This is a genomic window from Lysinibacillus sp. S1, assembly GCF_044986265.1.
Lineage (GTDB): Bacteria > Bacillota > Bacilli > Bacillales_A > Planococcaceae > Lysinibacillus > Lysinibacillus capsici.
This window is the reverse complement of sequence record NZ_CP173154.1, coordinates 3,338,811-3,356,602: the sequence shown is the minus strand read 5'-3', so window position 1 is coordinate 3,356,602 and position 17,792 is coordinate 3,338,811. Positions and strand designations below refer to the sequence as shown.

The 17,792-nt window shown below is 43.0% G+C and carries 13 protein-coding genes, 3 rRNA genes and 1 riboswitch; all 16 genes read right to left on the bottom strand.

The genetic code is table 11. The features are described 5' to 3' along the window. Nucleotides 1-36 precede the first annotated feature (36 nt). Nucleotides 37-1,563, bottom strand: a complete 1,527-nt coding sequence (purH, locus tag ACHZEU_RS16665) for a bifunctional phosphoribosylaminoimidazolecarboxamide formyltransferase/IMP cyclohydrolase (protein WP_048394891.1) — start codon at nt 1,561-1,563, stop codon at nt 37-39. Nucleotides 1,564-1,675: 112 nt separating this feature from the next. Continuing rightward, complete coding sequence (purN, locus tag ACHZEU_RS16660) at nt 1,676-2,245, bottom strand: phosphoribosylglycinamide formyltransferase (protein WP_004225729.1); 570 nt, start codon at nt 2,243-2,245, stop codon at nt 1,676-1,678. Further along, nucleotides 2,245-3,300 (bottom strand): phosphoribosylformylglycinamidine cyclo-ligase, encoded by a 1,056-nt coding sequence (gene purM / locus ACHZEU_RS16655; protein ID WP_048394892.1) that lies wholly within the window; start codon nt 3,298-3,300, stop codon nt 2,245-2,247. Before purM ends, purN begins: the two co-directional genes overlap by 1 nt. 84 nt (nt 3,301-3,384) lie before the next feature. Then, nucleotides 3,385-4,809, bottom strand: a complete 1,425-nt coding sequence (purF, locus tag ACHZEU_RS16650) for an amidophosphoribosyltransferase (RefSeq protein WP_048394893.1) — start codon at nt 4,807-4,809, stop codon at nt 3,385-3,387. Continuing rightward, nucleotides 4,785-7,019: a phosphoribosylformylglycinamidine synthase subunit PurL gene (gene purL, locus ACHZEU_RS16645; RefSeq protein ID WP_048394894.1), complete on the bottom strand. Its 2,235-nt coding sequence runs from the start codon at nt 7,017-7,019 to the stop codon at nt 4,785-4,787. The genes purF and purL overlap by 25 nt, the downstream gene beginning before the upstream one ends. Further along, nucleotides 7,006-7,689 carry a phosphoribosylformylglycinamidine synthase subunit PurQ gene (gene purQ / locus ACHZEU_RS16640; protein WP_048394895.1) on the bottom strand — a complete coding sequence of 228 codons (684 nt, stop codon included), beginning with the start codon at nt 7,687-7,689 and terminating at the stop codon, nt 7,006-7,008. The genes purL and purQ overlap by 14 nt, the downstream gene beginning before the upstream one ends. 2 nt (nt 7,690-7,691) lie before the next feature. Then, on the bottom strand, nt 7,692-7,940 hold the full coding sequence (gene purS / locus ACHZEU_RS16635) for a phosphoribosylformylglycinamidine synthase subunit PurS (RefSeq protein WP_004225741.1): 249 nt from the start codon (nt 7,938-7,940) through the stop codon (nt 7,692-7,694). A gap of 2 nt (nt 7,941-7,942) precedes the next feature. Continuing rightward, nucleotides 7,943-8,653 (bottom strand): phosphoribosylaminoimidazolesuccinocarboxamide synthase, encoded by a 711-nt coding sequence (purC, locus tag ACHZEU_RS16630; RefSeq protein WP_048394896.1) that lies wholly within the window; start codon nt 8,651-8,653, stop codon nt 7,943-7,945. Between the two features lie 128 nt (nt 8,654-8,781). Then, nucleotides 8,782-10,077, bottom strand: a complete 1,296-nt coding sequence (gene purB, locus ACHZEU_RS16625; protein WP_004225746.1) for an adenylosuccinate lyase — start codon at nt 10,075-10,077, stop codon at nt 8,782-8,784. Nucleotides 10,078-10,090: 13 nt separating this feature from the next. After that, nucleotides 10,091-11,215, bottom strand: coding sequence for a 5-(carboxyamino)imidazole ribonucleotide synthase (gene purK, locus ACHZEU_RS16620; RefSeq protein WP_004225748.1), 1,125 nt, complete (start codon nt 11,213-11,215; stop codon nt 10,091-10,093). Further along, nucleotides 11,212-11,700 carry a 5-(carboxyamino)imidazole ribonucleotide mutase gene (gene purE / locus ACHZEU_RS16615; protein ID WP_004225751.1) on the bottom strand — a complete coding sequence of 163 codons (489 nt, stop codon included), beginning with the start codon at nt 11,698-11,700 and terminating at the stop codon, nt 11,212-11,214. The genes purK and purE overlap by 4 nt, the downstream gene beginning before the upstream one ends. Before the next feature lie 208 nt (nt 11,701-11,908). Further along, a riboswitch (purine riboswitch) is annotated at nt 11,909-12,007 on the bottom strand. Nucleotides 12,008-12,100: 93 nt separating this feature from the next. Next, nucleotides 12,101-12,295, bottom strand: coding sequence for an NETI motif-containing protein (locus ACHZEU_RS16610; RefSeq protein ID WP_036076850.1), 195 nt, complete (start codon nt 12,293-12,295; stop codon nt 12,101-12,103). Between the two features lie 140 nt (nt 12,296-12,435). After that, nucleotides 12,436-12,702, bottom strand: a complete 267-nt coding sequence (locus tag ACHZEU_RS16605) for a hypothetical protein (RefSeq protein ID WP_048394900.1) — start codon at nt 12,700-12,702, stop codon at nt 12,436-12,438. Between the two features lie 149 nt (nt 12,703-12,851). After that, a 5S ribosomal RNA gene (gene rrf / locus ACHZEU_RS16600) occupies nt 12,852-12,967 on the bottom strand. A gap of 111 nt (nt 12,968-13,078) precedes the next feature. After that, nucleotides 13,079-16,006 (bottom strand): 23S ribosomal RNA (locus tag ACHZEU_RS16595). Between the two features lie 180 nt (nt 16,007-16,186). After that, nucleotides 16,187-17,738 (bottom strand): 16S ribosomal RNA (locus ACHZEU_RS16590). Together the 16S, 23S and 5S rRNA genes form the textbook arrangement of a ribosomal RNA operon. Nucleotides 17,739-17,792: the final 54 nt, after the last annotated feature.

Sequence of the window (17,792 nt, the reverse complement as noted above, 5' to 3'; positions counted from 1 at the left end):
ATCTCGGTCTGTTTAGATTTCTATATAATTCTACAATTAATGTTTAAAATGACGTACGCCTGTGAATACCATCGCAATGCCGTATTCATTTGCTTTATCAATGGAATCTTGATCTTTAATGGAACCACCTGGTTGAATAATTGCTGTAATCCCTGCAGCGGCTGCCGCCTCCACAGTATCGCTCATTGGGAAAAATGCATCTGATGCTAATGCAGCACCTTTCGCTTTTTCTCCAGCTTGTTCAAAGGCAATTTTAGCTGCACCTACACGATTCATTTGCCCTGCACCAACCCCAAGTGTCATTTGAGAATCTGTTACAACAATCGCATTGGATTTCACATGTTTGACAACAGACCAACCAAGTTGCAATGCTTCCCATTCTTGCTCTGTTGGTTCACGATCTGTCACCACTTTAATATCCGCATTGCCAAAGCCATAACGATCTGGCTCCTGTACAAGAAGGCCACCCTCAACTGATACTACATTGAATGAATCTTGTTTCGCTTGCTCGAAAGGAATTGTTAGTAAGCGGATATTTTTCTTTTTCGTTAAAATATCTAATGCTTCTTGTGAGAAAGCAGGTGCAATAATAATCTCTAGGAAAATATGACTTAGCTTCTCAGCAGTTGCTGCATCCACTTCCATATTTAATGCGATAATACCGCCAAAAATAGATGTTGGATCTGCTTCATATGCTTTATCGAATGCTGCCTCTAACGTGACACCAGTGCCAACACCACATGGATTCATATGTTTCACCGCTGCAGCAGCTGGCATTTCAAATTCTTTTACAATTTGCAATGCTGCATTACCATCTTGAATATTATTGTAGGATAACTCTTTACCATGTAATTGTGTAGCATAAGCTAATGAAAAGTCAGAGCCAAGACGCTTTTGGTAGAAGGCCGCTTTTTGGTGAGGGTTTTCGCCATAGCGTAAATTTTGCTTTAATTCATATGTCATCGTTAAGCTCTCTGGGAACTCTTCTTCAGTCAGGTAGTTCGAAATATAAGAATCATATGCGGCTGTGTGACGGAAAACTTTCGCAGCTAGTTTACGACGTGTTTCAATTGTTGTGGCACCGTCTGCTTTAAGTTCCTCTAATACTGTTGCATAGTCATTGCTGTCCACGATTACTGTTACATATTGATGGTTTTTTGCAGCAGAACGTAACATTGTTGGACCACCGATATCAATGTTTTCAATTGCATCATCCCAAGTTACATTAGGCTTTGAAATTGTTTCAACAAACGGATAGAGATTCACACAAACAATTTCAATTGGTTCAATTCCATGCTCATTCATCTGTGCTTGATGAGAGACATCATCAAACTTTCCTAATAGACCACCGTGAATCATTGGATTTAAAGTTTTCACACGACCATCTAAAATTTCAGGAAACTTCGTTACTTCATCTACTGCTGTTACAGCTACCGCATTATCCTGTAACATTTTTTTTGTACCGCCAGTTGATAAAATTTCATAACCTAATGCTACTAATTCCTTTGCAAATTCTAAAATACCATCTTTATTGGAAACACTGATTAATGCACGTTTTGTCACAACAATATCCTCCTAATTTTTATCGTGCTGTCCACGACTGACTTGCTTCAATAGATTAATAGAGTTAGGTCTTACTTGTTGAGTAGGATTCTCGACCTAACTCCCTCTTCAGTTACTGTAATAATTGCTGTAATGCCTTTGTATATAATAAATGCTCTTGTTTATGAATTTCAGCTTCTGTTGCCTCGCGATTTCCTTCAATGACAGGTACCGCTGCCTGAGCGATAATTGGTCCAGTATCCATTCCTTCATCAACAAAATGCACTGTTACACCTGTTATTTTCACACCATGATTAATGGCTTGTCCAATAGCGTCCTTTCCAGGAAAGGCAGGCAATAGGGACGGGTGAATATTAACAATTCGCTGTGGAAAGGCTGCTAATAATACGTCACTGATTAAACGCATATACCCAGCAAGCACAATCCATTTCACATCGCACTCATGTAAAGCTTCGATAATAGCTGTCTCATATGCTGACTTTGAGACAAACTCTTTTGGATTCAATGCTAACACTGGAATCCCAAAGTTTTCAGCACGTGTTACTACAAATGCTCCAGGCTTATCTGTGACCACTAGTGCGACCTTTGCATGGAGTTCACCACGTTCAATGGCCTCTTGAATGGCTTGAAAATTGCTACCGCTACCTGACGCGAACACGGCTATTTTTGTTGGTGCAGTCATTACACTAAACTCCCATCATGTGAGCCATTAAATACTACTCCGTCACCTTTAATAACACGTCCGATTGTATAAGCCTTTTCACCATTTGCTTCAACTGCAGCGATTACTTTATCAGCTTCAGTTTCTGGCACAGCTATTACAAAGCCAATACCCATGTTAAACACATTATATAAATCTTTATCTTCTAGCTGACCTTTCTCTTTTAGGAATTCAAAGATACGTAATACAGGCCAAGAACCTAAGTCGATTTCCGTTGCTAGTCCCTCTGGCATCATGCGTGGTAGATTTTCATAGAAACCGCCACCTGTAACATGTGCACAGCCATGTACATCTGCTGCCTTTAAAGCTGCTAGCACAGGTTTAGCATATAGCTTTGTTGGCACTAGAAGCGCCTCACCGATTGGGCCTAGATCTTCATAGCCTTCTACAATAGCATCCACAGCATATTGATGATCTGCAAAGACAATTTTACGCACTAAAGAATAACCGTTTGAATGTACACCACTTGATGCAATTCCAATAAGTACATCGCCTTCTACGATTTCTTCACCTGTCACGATGGCAGACTTTTCACACGCGCCTACTGCAAAGCCAGCTAGATCATATTCATCTTCTTCATAAAGACCAGGCATTTCCGCAGTTTCTCCACCTATTAGAGCCGCACCTGATTGCACACAGCCATCTGCAACACCTTTGACAATTTGTTCGATTTTTGCAGGCTCTGCTTTTCCAAGAGCTACGTAATCTAAAAAGTACAGCGGTTCTGCTCCTTGAGCAACAATATCATTTACACACATTGCTACACAGTCCACACCGATTGTATCGTGCTTGTCTACCATGAAGGCTAGCTTTAGCTTTGTTCCAACACCATCTGTCCCCGAAATAAGAACAGGTTCTTTAAGATTCAGTTCTGACAAGTCAAACATGCCACCAAAACCACCAAATGTCCCCATTACACCTAGACGGTTCGTACGTTCAACATGAGACTTCATTCGTTTTACGGCTTCATAGCCCGCTTCAATATTTACACCTGCTTGTTCATATGCCTTTGACACGCAGAGTTCCTCCTTATCATCCAAGTCGCCTAAGTTTCCTAGATAGAAATGACTGTAAGACACTAATTTGTTGCGATGTTGTTCTTAACGTAATAATTCTTTTTCATGTGGCAAAATCGTATCCGGGAAAATCTCTGTTGGATATTTGCCTGTAAAGCATGCAAGACAAAGTCCTCGGTTTTCATCTTCGTATGGTCGTGCAATTGTTTCTACCATCCCCTCAACAGAAAGGAATGTCAGAGAATCTGCACCAATTGCTTCACGAATTTCATCTACATTATGACTAGAAGCAATTAGTTCTTCATGCGTTGATGTATCAATGCCATAATAACAAGGGTTTGTCATCGGCGGTGATGAAATCACAACATGAACTTCCGCTGCGCCAGCATCTTTTAGCATTTTGACAATGCGACGAGATGTTGTACCACGAACGATAGAATCATCAACCATTACTACTTTTTTTCCTTTTACGACTTGAACAACAGGTGAAAGTTTCATTTTCACACCACGTTCACGTAGCTCCTGTGTCGGCTGAATAAACGTACGACCAACATAACGGTTTTTAATAAGACCTAATTCATAAGGGATTCCACTTTCTTCTGCAAAACCAATCGCTGCGGAAATACTTGAATCAGGAACACCTGTTACAACATCTGCTTCAATATGCGCACACTCACGAGCAAGCTGTTTACCCATACGTTTTCGTGCCATATGAACGTTAATACCATCAATATCCGAATCAGGACGTGCTAAATAAACATATTCCATCGCACACATCGAACGTTTATCCATATCAGCAAAACGATCTGATTTTACGCCCTCATCATTAATAATGATTAATTCACCTGGTTCTACCGAACGAACGAATTCTGCACCAATTAAATCGAATGCACAAGTTTCAGAAGCTACCACCCATCCATCTCCTAGCTTTCCAAGAGATAATGGACGTAAACCATGTGGATCACGTGCAACAAGCATTTCATCCTTTGTCATAATTAAGAAAGAATAGGCACCCTTTAAAAGAGATAGGGCATTTTTCACCTTCGCACGGAATGGTGAATGTGAACTTTTCTTAATAAGATGCGCCAACACTTCTGTATCAGAGCTAGAGTGGAAAATGCTACCTTGTCGCTCTAGATATTGCTTTAAATGTGTCGCATTGACTAAGTTACCGTTATGGGCAATTGAAAGGCTACCAGTTGAGGAGTGGAATAATAATGGCTGTACATTTTCAATACCGCCACCACCAGCAGTCGTATAACGAACATGCGCAATAGCTGCTTTGCCGTTCACTGCTTTTAATTTATCTTCGTTGAAAACATCATTAACTAGTCCTTCGCCTTTCACCGCGCGAAGATGCTGTCCGTCTGAAACGACAATTCCAGCGCCTTCTTGTCCACGGTGTTGAAGAGCATGAAGCCCGTAATAGCTAAGGTGCGCTGGACTTGGGTTACCCCAAATACCAAACACCCCACATTCTTCGTTTAAGCCTCTGAGTTCAGCAAGCATGGGATTGCTCCTTTCCAATTAGAACGGAATTCCTCCACTGTACCTTCTACAAGCACACCTTTGTCCCCGTTGATTTTCACAAGTGCATCGTTTGTTACGACACCAATTTTTTGAGCATCTTTCATGATTTCTACAAATGCTGCAGCGTTTTCTTCTTTAACTGTAACAACAAAACGAGATTGACTCTCACTGAATAGCGCAGTTGTTGCAGAGCCTGTTAATGTTACATCCACACCAAGACCGTTAGCGCCAAATGTTGTTTCAGCAATCGCCACAGCTAGACCTCCCTCTGCTACATCATGCGCAGATTGAACAAGGCCTGCTTTAATCGCCTTTAATAAAGCTTGCTGACGTGTCGCTTCAACCTCTAAATCAATAGCTGGCGCTTTCCCTGAAATAACACCATTATTTAAAAGTTTTTGAAGCTCTGAACCGCCAAATTCTGTTTTTGTCTCACCAATAACAAAGACAAGATCTCCTGCTGCCTTTACATCCTGTGTCGTTACATGTGCTAAGTCTTCAATAAGACCAACCATACCAATTGTTGGCGTTGGATACACCGCTTCGCCTGAACGCTCATTATAAAGAGAAACGTTACCTCCGATTACTGGAGCATTTAATGCCGTACAAGCTGCCGAAATACCATCTGCAGATTTTTCAATTTGCCAGAAGATTTCTGGTTTCTCTGGATTACCGAAGTTTAAGCAGTCTGTAATCGCAAGTGGCGTGCCACCAGTTGCCACGATATTACGAGCTGCTTCGGCTACTGCGATAGCACCACCCACTTCTGGATCTAAATAGATATAACGTGAGTTACAGTCTGTTGTCATTGCCAACCCTTTATTTGTGCCACGTACTCGAATAACAGCAGCGTCAGAGCCTGGTTTAACAACTGTTGATGTACGTACCTGGTAATCATATTGATCGTATACCCATTCTTTAGAAGCAATTGTCGGTGCTTTTAATAAAGCAATGAGTGTTTCTTTGTAATCAGTCACAGCAGGTTCAGTGTTTTCGATTGCTTGGAACTGAGCATAGTATGCAGGTTCTGCAGATGGTTTATGATAAACAGGTGCATCTTCTGCTAATGCGTCTGCAGGTACCTCTGCAACTACTTGTCCTTTGTGTAGCAGACGAAGCATTTTATCATCTGTAACGCGACCAATCGCTACTGCATCTAAATCGTATTTATCGAAAATCGCTTTAATTTCATCTTCGCGACCTTTTTTCACAACTAAAAGCATACGTTCTTGAGACTCAGACAACATCATTTCATACGCTGACATTCCTGTTTCACGCTGAGGCACTAAGTCTAAGTTCATTTCTACACCAGAACCAGCCTTTGAAGCCATTTCTGCTGAAGAAGAAGTAAGACCAGCTGCACCCATATCTTGAATACCAACTAGAGCATCCGATTTTACAACCTCTAAACAAGCTTCAAGTAAAAGCTTCTCCATAAATGGATCTCCAACTTGTACCGCTGGACGTTGGTTTTCTGATTCCTCAGTTAATTCCTCAGAGGCGAATGTTGCACCATGAATACCATCACGGCCTGTTTTTGCTCCAACATACATCACTGTATTACCTACACCAGCAGCAATGCCTCGTTGAATATCTTTATGATCAATTAAACCGACACACATAGCATTCACTAGAGGATTACCTTCATAGCAAGGATCAAATTGAATTTCGCCACCTACTGTTGGGATTCCGATACAGTTACCATATCCTGCGATTCCCGCTACTACTTCTTCAAATAGATATTTACCACGTGCTGACTTTAATTCACCAAAGCGTAATGAGTTTAACATAGCGATTGGACGTGCACCCATTGAGAAAACGTCACGGATAATACCACCGACACCCGTTGCAGCCCCTTGATAAGGTTCTATTGCAGATGGATGGTTATGCGATTCCATTTTAAACACTACTGCTTGTTCGTCACCAATATCAACAATACCTGCACCTTCACCTGGTCCTTGTAATACCTGTGGCCCTTTAGTAGGGAATTTACGTAGTACTGGCTTTGAATTTTTGTACGAGCAGTGTTCAGACCACATTACTGAGAAAAGACCTGTCTCTGTCCAGTTAGGTAGACGTCCTAAAATACCTTCTACCATTGCAAATTCTTCGTCTGACATCCCCATTCCAGCGTATAGCTTCTCATCTTTAATCTGCTGTGCTGTTGGCTCAAACTTAGTTGTTGACATGATTTTCCCTCCACTGCTTCACGATTGATTTAAATACTGCTAGACCGTCTGCGCCGCCCACCAGTGCATCAACAGCTCGCTCTGGGTGTGGCATCATCCCTAATACATTGCCGCGCTCGTTTATAATCCCTGCGATATCTTCTAAAGAACCGTTTGGATTGTCACCTGAGTATGTGAATACGATTTGATTATTATCTTTTAGTGATTGTAAAGTTTCCTCGTCACAGTAGTAGTTACCTTCACCATGTGCGATTGGAATATTGATGATTTGACCTTGCTCATATTGATTTGTGAATAATGTATTGTTGTTTTCAACTTTAAGCTGCACTGTACGGCACATAAATTTTAAGTTTTTATTGCGCAATAAAGCTCCTGGCAATAAACCTGCTTCCGTTAGGATTTGGAAGCCATTACATACACCTAATACAGGTTTACCAGCATCTGCTGCCTTCTTAACTTCTGTCATAATGTTAGATTGATTAGCCATTGCACCACAACGAAGATAATCCCCATAGGAGAATCCTCCAGGTACTAATACACCATCAAAACCACTTAGATCTGTTGCTGTATGCCATACATATTCTACTTCTTCACCTAGCTCGTCTTTAATCGCATGATACATATCGATGTCACAGTTTGACCCAGGGAATACGAGTACTGCGAATTTCATGATTAAATAGCCTCCTCGACTTCGTAACGGTAGTCTTCAATTACAACGTTCGTTAAAACCTTTTCACACATTTCTTTTACTAGAGTATCAATGTCACGTTCTGAATCTTTAATTGATAGTTCAAGATATTTACCGATACGTAAATCTTCTACTTCACCGTAGCCCATCTTAGCTAAAGAACCTTGTACTGCAGAGCCTTGAGGATCAAGAATACTCTCACGTAATGTTACATAGATTTTTACTTTTTTCATTGTTATTTGCCTCCGAGTCTAGAAAGTATAATAGTATAAACTTCAGTTAAATTACCAAGGTCACGACGAAAAACATCTTTGTCTAACTTTTGCTTCGTTGTTGCATCCCAAAGTCGGCATGTATCTGGTGAAATTTCATCTGCCAATAATACATGACCATCCATATCACGGCCGAACTCTAATTTAAAATCAATCAATGTCACATTGACATCTGCAAAGATCGGCTGTAGCACTTTGTTAACGGCTAATGCACCATCATAAATAGCTGTTACTTCAGTTGGTGTGGCAAGTTCAAGAACATCAATATGTTCTGTCGTAATAAGTGGGTCGCCTAAATCATCGTCTTTATAATAAAATTCAACGATTGGTCGTTTTAAAGGTGTCCCTTCTTCAAGACCTAGACGCTTTGCTAAACTTCCAGCAGCAATATTACGAACAACTACCTCAATCGGAATAATTTCTACTTTTTTTACAAGTTGTTGTGTATCGGATAATCGTTTTACGAAATGTGACGCAATTCCGTTAGCTTGTAATTTTTCGAAAATTAATGAAGTAATGCGATTATTTAAAATGCCCTTACCTTCAATTTCCTCTTTCTTTTCACCATTGAATGCTGTTGCACTATCCTTGTACTCAACAAGTAGCACATTTGGCTCCTCTGTTGTGAACAATTTTTTTGCTTTACCTTCATACAAAAGTTGACCTTTAGTCATTTCGTTTTCCCCCTGATATTATGAGATACGCTTGTAATAATGTTCAGAATTGAACCGTATCTCTACGATTCAACTCTGAAACTTTTACTGGTGGCTCTAACATTTATTATTAGATGGCTAAATAAATATTAGTTAAGTCCTAGTCGTTCAAAAATCATATCAACATGCTGTAAGTGGTAGTTGTAATCAAAACAATCATCCAACTCTTCTTTTGTTAAATAAGATGTGATTTTTTCACTTGCATCGACTAATGTACGGAACTGAACTTGCTCGTCCCAAGCCTGCATTGCTAAAGGTTGTACTGTATCATAAGCTTCTTCACGTACTAGTCCTTTATCAATCAATGCTAGTAAGATGCGTTGAGAATAAATAAGACCAAATGTACGATCCATATTACGTTTCATGTTCTCAGGGAATACTGTTAAGTTTTTCACAATATTACCGAAGCGATTTAGCATATAGTTAAGAGTAATTGTTGCATCCGGTAAAATAACACGCTCTGCAGATGAATGTGAAATATCACGCTCATGCCATAAAGCTACATTTTCATAAGCAGTCACCATATAACCTCGCATTAAACGAGACATACCAACCATGTTTTCAGAACCGATTGGATTACGCTTATGTGGCATTGCAGATGATCCTTTTTGTCCTTTTGCAAAAGCTTCCTCCACTTCACGTGTTTCAGATTTCTGTAGTCCACGAATTTCTGTTGCGAATTTTTCAATTGAAGTAGCGATTAAAGCTAATGCACCTAAATACTGAGCATGGCGATCACGCTGTAAAGTTTGTGTGGAGATCGGTGATGCTGCAAGTCCTAATTTATCGCAAACATATTGCTCAACACGAGGATCGATATTGGCATATGTTCCAACAGCTCCAGACATTTTTCCTGTTTCAATTACTTTGGCAGCTGCTTCAAAACGTTCAAGGTTACGCTTCATTTCCTCATACCATAAACCAAGTTTCAAACCGAAAGTTGTTGGTTCAGCATGAACACCATGTGTGCGTCCCATCATAACTGTATGTTTATGTTCTTTTGCCTTAGTAGCAATAATATCAATGAAATTTACTATATCTTTTCGTAAAATATCATTTGCTTGTTTGATTAAATAAGAAAGTGCTGTATCTACTACGTCCGTAGAAGTTAAACCATAATGTACCCATTTGCGCTCTTCTCCAAGTGTTTCAGAAACAGCACGAGTAAAGGCTACAACGTCATGACGAGTTTCTTGTTCAATTTCTAATATACGATTCACATCAAATGAAGCATTTTCGCGAATTTTAGCAACATCCTCTTTAGGGATATCTCCTAACTCTGCCCATGCTTCACAAGCTAAAATTTCAACCTCTAGCCAAGCTTGGTATTTATTTTGTTCTGTCCAAATTGCGCCCATTTCGGGTCTTGTGTAACGTTCAATCATCGCGTATCTCCTTCTATTCTGACCAAATGCCAGAACTCTCGATTTGTTGTAGTGTAGCTTCTAAGTCTTTTGTCATAATCGTCACATGGCCCATTTTACGGTTGACCTTAGCTTCAGCTTTCCCATAAAGATGTATGGACCATTCAGGATATTTAGCAATTGAGTTACTGAGTGGCACGACATGCTGCCCTAATACATTGACCATAATGGATGGTGCCCATAGTTGTGGCTTACGTAACGGCCATCCACAAACAGCACGAATATGCTGATGGAATTGTGAAACATTACATGCTTCAATTGAATAGTGACCAGAATTATGAGGTCTTGGTGCTAATTCATTGATAACAATACTACCATCTTCTAATACAAACATTTCTACCGCTAGCGTTCCTACTAAATGTAAATAATCTGCAATTTTCAAAGCTTCTCGTTCTGCAGCTTGAGCTGTGCTTTCAGTTATGCGAGCAGGTACTATTGTCTCGTGAAGAATATGATGAACATGAATGTTCTCTCCAACTGGCTGACAATACGATTCACCATGACCATTTCTTTGAACAATGACCGATACTTCCTTTACGAAAGGAACAAATCCTTCTGCAATACATTGCGAATGCGTGAATAATTCTTTCGCTAAAGGCAAATCTTCAGTTGATTTTAAAAGCTGCTGTCCCTTGCCATCATAACCACCTCTTGCTGTTTTGACTATACAAGGATAACCAATCGAATCAATATTGGCTACTAATTCTTCATAAGTTTTTGCAACAATATATGGTGCTACTGGGCAACCAGCTTTCACAATAGCTTCTTTCTCTGTTATACGGTTTTGTGTAATACGTACCAACTCTGCTCCTTGAGGAACATAAGCCATTTGTGATAAACGCTTTAAGCCTTCATAATCAATATTTTCAAATTCATATGTGATAATATCACTTACTTCTGCAAGTTCTTCTAAAGCAGCTTCATCATCATATGGAGCTACAATGCGAATATCTGCAACCTGCCCACAAGGTGAGTCCATTGCTGGTTCAAGAACAGCCACTTTAAAACCTGACTCCTTTGCAGCAAGTGCCATCATTCGACCAAGTTGCCCTCCGCCTATAATGCCTATCGTTTGTCCAGGATAAATAATCTTCGTCACACTAAGTCACCTGTACTTTCTAATACTTGCTGCTTTGTTGCTTCACGTCTAGCATCTAATTTATTAGCAAGCTCCGCATCTGTTGTTGACAAAATTTGAGCTGCAAGTAACCCTGCATTAGTCGCTCCTGCTTTGCCAATCGCTACAGTAGCTACAGGTACGCCACCAGGCATTTGAACGATGGATAATAGTGAATCAAGTCCATTAAGTGCGCGGGATTGAACTGGTACACCGATGACAGGTAATGTTGTTTTAGCTGCCACCATTCCTGGTAAATGTGCAGCACCGCCTGCTCCAGCAATAATTACTTGTATTCCTCGCTCGCGAGCTGCCTCTGCATATTCAAACATTAAATCAGGTGTACGATGTGCAGATACAACTTTCTTTTCGTACGGTACTTGTAATTCATCTAAAATATCACATGCATGTTTCATTGTTTCCCAGTCACTTGAACTACCCATAATGACACCGATTTTCGGATTCATAAATTGTCGCTCCTTTTAAACGATAGAAAAATGATCAATTATTTATTGTGCTAGCCTCTATTTTGAATAGCTACTGCAATTCTTATTTACAAAGAAAATCCCCAAATAAACTACTCTCTACCAGTACACGTGAAAGCAGTTTACTTGAGGATTATTCGGACAAGATCGTCTCCATGTACATAGCTGTACAAAGACCTTCTCACCATACGCCAAAAGTGCTTTCCCGCATAGTCCAGCATTTACGGTGCCGGGTAGAGACACTAGAGCCAATCCTCTAGCATATATGTGGGATCTATTTGTTTTTCCTTCTCACATTTTAACAAGGGATTGTCTTATCGTCAATCCAAAAATGCGAACATTTTTTATTAGGTGAAAAAAAATGTTCGGTTTTTAGTCAAAATCATTCGATATCTTGAGCAGGTATACCTTTAAACTGAATTTTTTGGCGCAAATAAGCTGGCTCACCATCTACGATATGAAAAAGTGGCTCTTCTTTTCGTCCTATGACCATAAAGCCATCTTTCCGCATTCTTGCCAAGCAATCCTCGATTGACTCGTTTTCCTGTACCTCATACCAAATTTGCTTTTTTCCCAACTTTTTCTTCCTTTCCATTGTACATATTCATTCACAACCAATTTGTAATTCATTATACCTTTTGTTGCTTACAGAAGTATGTAAGAACTTAAATAAATAGAAAAAACTGCAGAATTCCTCTCCGCAGTTTTGATGAATGCTCATGGAACATAAAATGCCTTTAAATAGATACAAAAAAATAATAGCAGTAGGAACAAATGAAGGACAACAAGAACCATACGATATCCTTTGATGCCAAATAGGGCACTGGTGATGCCTAAACCACCTAAAATAAACGGCATAAACATATTTACACGATAGAGAAATGTAAAAAAGTTTCCATACCATTTGGTTGAATCATAGCCAAACATAAAGAATATAAGTAGTAGACTTGAGATCGAAATCGCAGAAAAAATGTTCTGCCTCATTTTGATTCCTCCATTATTAAATCCAGAATGTATCTAGGCGAAAGAAATTTCCTTTAAATCCACTTGTAAATATTAAATATATTATAGCATTTTATGAATAGTTCACAAAATAAAAAAAAGCCATGGAATACATCCATGACTTTTTAATTGCCTAGCGACGTCCTACTCTCACAGGGGGAAGCCCCCAACTACCATCGGCGCTAAAGAGCTTAACTTCCGTGTTCGGTATGGGAACGGGTGTGACCTCTTTGCCATCATCACTAGACTATGGTCGACCTTCCATACACGGCGTACTGCTGTGTCTAGAAGCTCTCTCTTTAGAAAGATTTGCTCTTTCAAAACTGGATAAACGATACATTGAATATTTCAAACTGTTTTGGTTAAGTCCTCGATCGATTAGTATTCGTCAGCTCCATGTGTCACCACACTTCCACCTCGAACCTATCTACCTCATCGTCTTTGAGGGATCTTACTTACTTGCGTAATGGGAAATCTCATCTTGAGGGGGGCTTCATGCTTAGATGCTTTCAGCACTTATCCCGTCCACACATAGCTACCCAGCGATGCCTTTGGCAAGACAACTGGTACACCAGCGGTGTGTCCATCCCGGTCCTCTCGTACTAAGGACAGCTCCTCTCAAATTTCCTACGCCCACGACGGATAGGGACCGAACTGTCTCACGACGTTCTGAACCCAGCTCGCGTACCGCTTTAATGGGCGAACAGCCCAACCCTTGGGACCGACTACAGCCCCAGGATGCGATGAGCCGACATCGAGGTGCCAAACCTCCCCGTCGATGTGGACTCTTGGGGGAGATAAGCCTGTTATCCCCGGGGTAGCTTTTATCCGTTGAGCGATGGCCCTTCCATGCGGAACCACCGGATCACTAAGCCCGTCTTTCGACCCTGCTCGACTTGTAGGTCTCGCAGTCAAGCTCCCTTGTGCCTTTACACTCTACGAATGATTTCCAACCATTCTGAGGGAACCTTTGGGCGCCTCCGTTACCTTTTAGGAGGCGACCGCCCCAGTCAAACTGTCCGCCTGACACTGTCTCCTGCCCCGCTAAGGGGCATGGGTTAGAATTTCAATACAACCAGGGTAGTATCCCACCGACGCCTCCTTCGAAGCTGGCGCTCCGAGATCTCTGGCTCCTACCTATCCTGTACAAGTTGTACCAAAATTCAATATCAGGCTACAGTAAAGCTCCACGGGGTCTTTCCGTCCTGTCGCGGGTAACCTGCATCTTCACAGGTACTATAATTTCACCGAGTCTCTCGTTGAGACAGTGCCCAGATCGTTACGCCTTTCGTGCGGGTCGGAACTTACCCGACAAGGAATTTCGCTACCTTAGGACCGTTATAGTTACGGCCGCCGTTTACTGGGGCTTCAATTCGCAGCTTCGCTTGCGCTAACCACTCCTCTTAACCTTCCAGCACCGGGCAGGCGTCAGCCCCTATACGTCACCTTACGGTTTTGCAGAGACCTGTGTTTTTGCTAAACAGTCGCCTGGGCCTATTCACTGCGGCTCTCATGCGCTTGCACGCTCAAGAGCACCCCTTCTCCCGAAGTTACGGGGTCATTTTGCCGAGTTCCTTAACGAGAGTTCTCTCGCACACCTTAGGATTCTCTCCTCGACTACCTGTGTCGGTTTGCGGTACGGGCACCTCTCACCTCGATAGAGGCTTTTCTTGGCAGTGTGAAATCAGGAACTTCGTCCATACGGACTCGCCATCACAGCTCAACGTTACAGTGTGCGGATTTGCCTACACACACGCCTTACTGCTTGGACGCGCACAACCAACGGCGCGCTTACCCTATCCTACTGCGTCCCCCCATTTCTCAAACGGTGAGGAGGTGGTACAGGAATATCAACCTGTTGTCCATCGCCTACGCCTATCGGCCTCGGCTTAGGTCCCGACTAACCCTGAGCGGACGAGCCTTCCTCAGGAAACCTTAGTCATACGGTGGACGGGATTCTCACCCGTCTTTCGCTACTCATACCGGCATTCTCACTTCTAAGCGCTCCACCAGTCCTTCCGATCTGACTTCAACGCACTTAGAACGCTCTCCTACCACTGACATCGTAGATGTCAATCCACAGCTTCGGTGAATCGTTTAGCCCCGATACATTTTCGGCGCAGCGTCACTCGACCAGTGAGCTATTACGCACTCTTTAAATGATGGCTGCTTCTAAGCCAACATCCTGGTTGTCTGTGCAACGCCACATCCTTTTCCACTTAACGATTACTTTGGGACCTTAGCTGGTGGTCTGGGCTGTTTCCCTTTTGACTACGGATCTTATCACTCGCAGTCTGACTCCCGTGTATAAATATCTGGCATTCGGAGTTTGTCTGAATTCGGTAAACCGGGATGGCCCCCTAGTCCAAACAGTGCTCTACCTCCAGTATTCTCATCACGAGGCTAGCCCTAAAGCTATTTCGGAGAGAACCAGCTATCTCCAAGTTCGATTGGAATTTCTCCGCTACCCACACCTCATCCCCGCACTTTTCAACGTGCGTGGGTTCGGGCCTCCAGTAAGTGTTACCTCACCTTCACCCTGGACATGGGTAGATCACCTGGTTTCGGGTCTACGACCACGTACTATTTCGCCCTATTCAGACTCGCTTTCGCTGCGGCTCCGCCTTCTAAAGCTTAACCTTGCACGTAATCGTAACTCGCCGGTTCATTCTACAAAAGGCACGCTATCACCCATTAACGGGCTCTAACTACTTGTAGGCACACGGTTTCAGGATCTCTTTCACTCCCCTTCCGGGGTGCTTTTCACCTTTCCCTCACGGTACTGGTTCACTATCGGTCACTAGGTAGTATTTAGCCTTGGGAGATGGTCCTCCCGGATTCCGACGGAATTTCACGTGTTCCGCCGTACTCAGGATCCACTCAGGAGAGAACGAACTTTCGACTACAGGGCTTTTACCTGCTCTGGCGGACCTTTCCAAGTCGCTTCATCTAACTCGCTCTTTTGTAACTCCGTATAGAGTGTCCTACAACCCCAAGAGGCAAGCCTCTTGGTTTGGGCTCTTCCCGTTTCGCTCGCCGCTACTCAGGGAATCGATTTTTCTTTCTCTTCCTCCAGGTACTTAGATGTTTCAGTTCCCTGGGTCTGCCTTCAAGACGCTATGTATTCACGTCAAGATACTACGCGATTAAACGTAGTGGGTTCCCCCATTCGGAAATCTCCGGATCAAAGCTCACTTACAGCTCCCCGAAGCATATCGGTGTTAGTGCCGTCCTTCTTCGGCTCCTAGTGCCAAGGCATTCGCCGTGCGCCCTTAATAACTTAACCAAGTTATTAAGCCTATAAAAAACTTAAAAAATAAATGTGTTTGTTACAATTTCAATGTCGTTTTATCCAGTTTTCAAAGAACAAGTTTTGAAGTGTTTCATTCAGAAGAATGAACCTTCAAAACTGAACGCAAAACGTAATCTTACAAACCCAAGGTTTGTATTCCGAAATAATCCTTAGAAAGGAGGTGATCCAGCCGCACCTTCCGATACGGCTACCTTGTTACGACTTCACCCCAATCATCTATCCCACCTTCGGCGGCTGGCTCCAAAAGGTTACCTCACCGACTTCGGGTGTTACAAACTCTCGTGGTGTGACGGGCGGTGTGTACAAGGCCCGGGAACGTATTCACCGCGGCATGCTGATCCGCGATTACTAGCGATTCCGGCTTCATGTAGGCGAGTTGCAGCCTACAATCCGAACTGAGAACGACTTTATCGGATTAGCTCCCTCTCGCGAGTTGGCAACCGTTTGTATCGTCCATTGTAGCACGTGTGTAGCCCAGGTCATAAGGGGCATGATGATTTGACGTCATCCCCACCTTCCTCCGGTTTGTCACCGGCAGTCACCTTAGAGTGCCCAACTAAATGATGGCAACTAAGATCAAGGGTTGCGCTCGTTGCGGGACTTAACCCAACATCTCACGACACGAGCTGACGACAACCATGCACCACCTGTCACCGTTGCCCCCGAAGGGGAAACTATATCTCTACAGTGGTCAACGGGATGTCAAGACCTGGTAAGGTTCTTCGCGTTGCTTCGAATTAAACCACATGCTCCACCGCTTGTGCGGGCCCCCGTCAATTCCTTTGAGTTTCAGTCTTGCGACCGTACTCCCCAGGCGGAGTGCTTAATGCGTTAGCTGCAGCACTAAGGGGCGGAAACCCCCTAACACTTAGCACTCATCGTTTACGGCGTGGACTACCAGGGTATCTAATCCTGTTTGCTCCCCACGCTTTCGCGCCTCAGCGTCAGTTACAGACCAGAAAGTCGCCTTCGCCACTGGTGTTCCTCCAAATCTCTACGCATTTCACCGCTACACTTGGAATTCCACTTTCCTCTTCTGCACTCAAGTCCCCCAGTTTCCAATGACCCTCCACGGTTGAGCCGTGGGCTTTCACATCAGACTTAAAGGACCGCCTGCGCGCGCTTTACGCCCAATAATTCCGGACAACGCTTGCCACCTACGTATTACCGCGGCTGCTGGCACGTAGTTAGCCGTGGCTTTCTAATAAGGTACCGTCAAGGTACAGCCAGTTACTACTGTACTTGTTCTTCCCTTACAACAGAGTTTTACGATCCGAAAACCTTCTTCACTCACGCGGCGTTGCTCCATCAGGCTTTCGCCCATTGTGGAAGATTCCCTACTGCTGCCTCCCGTAGGAGTCTGGGCCGTGTCTCAGTCCCAGTGTGGCCGATCACCCTCTCAGGTCGGCTACGCATCGTCGCCTTGGTGAGCCGTTACCTCACCAACTAGCTAATGCGCCGCGGGCCCATCCTATAGCGACAGCCGAAACCGTCTTTCAGTCTTTCACCATGAAGTAAAAGAGATTATTCGGTATTAGCCCCGGTTTCCCGGAGTTATCCCAAACTATAGGGTAGGTTGCCCACGTGTTACTCACCCGTCCGCCGCTAACGTCAAAGGAGCAAGCTCCTTTTCTGTTCGCTCGACTTGCATGTATTAGGCACGCCGCCAGCGTTCGTCCTGAGCCAGGATCAAACTCTCCATAAAAAGAAATTTGATTAGCTCAAATTGTTTTGCTGGCATCATGTTTGATGTCCAAAA